At 61.4% G+C, this 3,408-nt stretch carries 1 protein-coding gene; it reads left to right on the plus strand.

Going from position 1 to position 3,408, the window contains the following annotated elements; translation table 11 throughout:
* Positions 1-845 precede the first annotated feature (845 nt).
* Positions 846-3,398, plus strand: coding sequence for a TonB-dependent receptor (locus ACHWRX_RS13885; RefSeq protein ID WP_394659627.1), 2,553 nt, complete (start codon positions 846-848; stop codon positions 3,396-3,398).
* Positions 3,399-3,408: the final 10 nt, after the last annotated feature.

Below are 3,408 nucleotides of genomic sequence, written 5' to 3' on the forward strand. Positions count from 1 at the left end.
GTTGATTTTACCGGGTAAAATCTAAGGCGAAAATCTCCTGCCTACATTCATGCCGACTTTTTATTTGGCGCTATACGCCTAAAGCGACCGCTGGCGGATGCCATGCTCGACGCCGCCGCGCTCAGGGATCGCGGGAAAAACTGGCGACGCCCAACGCAAAGCGGCGGGAAGTCCATCTCATTCGCGAGCGGCTGGGACTCCGCGAGCACCGTGCCTGCGACATCGTCCAGATTGCGCGTCGGGTTGTCCGGTATAAGCCGCTCCTGATTGTCAGCGACAATGACACCGAGCTCACCTCGGTCGCCATCCTACGGTGTCCGGTAGGGGGCAGATGGCGTGTCGCTGTCGGCCCCGGGGCAGCGCTGACCGGGTCGGATCACGAAGCGACAGCAAGGCATGGATGCTGTCGCCGGGGGGCGGCACCGTGAGGTGGGCGAAACGCCTCAATCGTCACTCCCTCGACGTCGGGAAGGACATGCAAATGGTCATGTCTGACTTATCCTTGACGGAATTCGCGAATGAAAGCATGATATCACCAACAAAAGCCAATAATGGCCGAGGGTTAGTTTGCCCGTGGGAGGATGTATGACGAGAGCGTTCCTGTTAGCGACGGTGCCGGCACTGCTGTTCTGCGAAGGCGGGGCGGCGGCACAAGCCGTCCAAGCGGTAGAGGCGGATCAGCCGCAAGGTGCGAACGCCCCCGCACCGGCGGAGCAGACGGGCAATGAGATCGTGGTCACCGGTTTTCGCCGCTCTCTCGATCTGGCCAATGATGCCAAGCGTCGCGCCGATGTCGTCAGCGACGTGATTTCCGCCGAGGACATCGGCCAGTTCCCCGACCTGATCTGGCCGAGTCGCTGCAGCGGATCACGGGCGTACAGATTACGCGCTCGGCAGGTGAGGGGTCGGGTGTTTCCATCCGAGGTCTGCCGCAGGAGTTCACGCGCGTTCAGTATAATGGGCGCACCTTGGGTAGCGGCGGCACCCGCTCCTTCGACTTTACGGCCTTCTCGGCGCTGTTCACCAGCGCGGTCGAGGTCATCAAATCACCGACCAGCGACATGATCGAAGGCGGTCTGTCGGGAACCGTCAATGTCCAGACTGCGCGTGCGCTGGCGATCGGCAAGACCACGGTCAGCGCGTCCGTCGAGGGCGTGTACGAACAGGAGCGAGGCAAGGTCACGCCCCGCGTTGCCGTGCTGGGCAACTGGGTCAACAAAAGCGGGACGTTCGGCATCAACGCCGGTGTCGCCTATGAGAAGCGCGAGTTTCTGGAAAAGTTCGTCAACACCTATGGTGCCGAAACAAGCCGGGAGTCGCCGCTGTTCAATGCGGCGGGACAAGCCGTTCAGGGGGGAAAGACGCCGCCGATCGATTATAATCGCGATGGCGACTTCAACGATACCTACAGCTTCATGCACGGCTTCGACGTGTGGAACAATCGCGGCCGTCGCGAACGCCTGACCGGCATTCTGGGCTATCAGTTCAAGCCGAACGACAATCTCGAAATCTATGGCGACGCCTTTTACAGCCGCTTCAACAACGACACCTATACCCGGCGTGCACAGCTACGGATCACCGATATCGCGCCTCAAATCGCGGGCGGCACCAATTACGGGGTTCGGGGAAGCACGATCGACACCAGCTTCAACAACCGGCTGCTGGGCGGGTCGCAGGGGTTCCTGACCACGATCGACGCCGACGGCATCAGCAACCAGGCGACCGCGCGCGGCACCTTCGCACGTATCGAGGTGCTGTCGCTCGCGCAGGGCGTCAAATGGACAAGCGGCGCGCTCACCCTGGAAGGCCAGGGTGCCTATTTCCGATCGACCAACAACAATCGCAATTTCGGCTTGCAGGCCCAGGCGCGAGCCTCTGCCGCGGTCAGCTTTCCTGACGGCATCGGCAACGGATCATCGATCCAGTTCAATCGCGGCTATGATCAGCTGAATCCCAACAACTTCTATCTGAATGTCGCCGATCTGGCTGCCTTCACCAGCAAGGACCGGAATTGGGAGGGGCGTTTCGACGCGACCTACGCGCTTCCCGATGGTGGCTTCTTCCGCTCGGTGAAGGCGGGCATCTATGCCAGCGATCGTCGCTTCCAGAATACCGCCGGTTTCGCCGTGCTGAATGCTGGCCAGATCGCGGCATTGTCGGGCGGCAAGCTGACCGTGACGCCCGGTATCGAAGGCGGTGGCGCCATCCAGGCGGGGGGCTTCCTCACCCAGGGCGATTTCTCCGGGCTGCCCGGCAATCCCCAGTTCCTCGTCGTCGACACCGGCAAGTTCGACGCGATCGTGCCGCGATCGGCCTATTTCGACGATCAGAACATACCGCCCCAGGCCGGACAGGGTTTCGACGTGGGTGAAAAGACCTTTGCGGCTTATTACCGTACCGACTTCATGAACGGCGACGAGCGGCTGGCGGGCAATATCGGATTGCGCTGGGTCCAGACGCGGACGACCTCGATCGGCTTGATCCCCGATCTGACCAACATCATCATCGAGCCCGACAGGGTGAACGTCACCGTACCGGCCGCCGGGCAGACCTCGGTGAAGGGCGTGTACAGTGCGCTGCTGCCGAGCCTGAACATCCGCTACAACCTGACGTCCGACCTGTTGATCCGTGCTGCGGCGGCGCGCGTCATCGGGCGACCCGGATTGGGCCAGTTGTCGGCGGGCACCTCGGTCGATGCCAATGTCCGCTCGATCAACTCGGGCAACCCGACCCTGCGCCCGTACAAATCCGACCAGCTCGACCTATCGCTCGAATATTATTTCGCGCGGGGTGGCCTGTTGTCGGCAGCGGTTTTCTACAAGCACCTGACCGACTATATCGTGTCGGGCCAGACGACCGAGGTCTACACCGTGTCGTTGCGAACCGGCGGTACGTCGACGCTGGAATTCCGTCGCAATCAACCGTTGAACCTGCTGAACGGCGATGTGAAGGGCATCGAACTCGCGGCACAGCTGCCCTTCTCCTACATCACCTCGGCGCTTGATGGTCTGGGGCTGTTCGGGAACTATACCTATATCGACGCGCCCTCGATCCCGCGCACCCAGGGCGGCGAGTCCTTCCCGCTCGATGGGGTGGCCAAGCATAACTACAATATCGGCGGTTATTTCGAGAAAGCCGGCTTTGCGGTACGCGGCTCCTATTCCTATCGTGGCCGCTATTCCAACGGCGGAGGAACGTTCGGCGACGGCAACTTCGTCGAGCCCTATGGCCAGCTCGACGGTTCGATCAGCTACAAGGTCACGCCCGCTATCGATGTCAGCATGGACGTCACCAACCTGCTCGACGCCCATGCCAAGCAGGTCAATTCGTTCGGCTTGTTCTCGTTCGAGGGCTTTACCGGGCGGCGGTTCACGGGCGGTGTCCGGTTCCGCTTCTAAAGCAATGACG

Source organism: uncultured Novosphingobium sp., assembly GCF_964277725.1.
GTDB lineage: Bacteria > Pseudomonadota > Alphaproteobacteria > Sphingomonadales > Sphingomonadaceae > Novosphingobium > Novosphingobium fluoreni.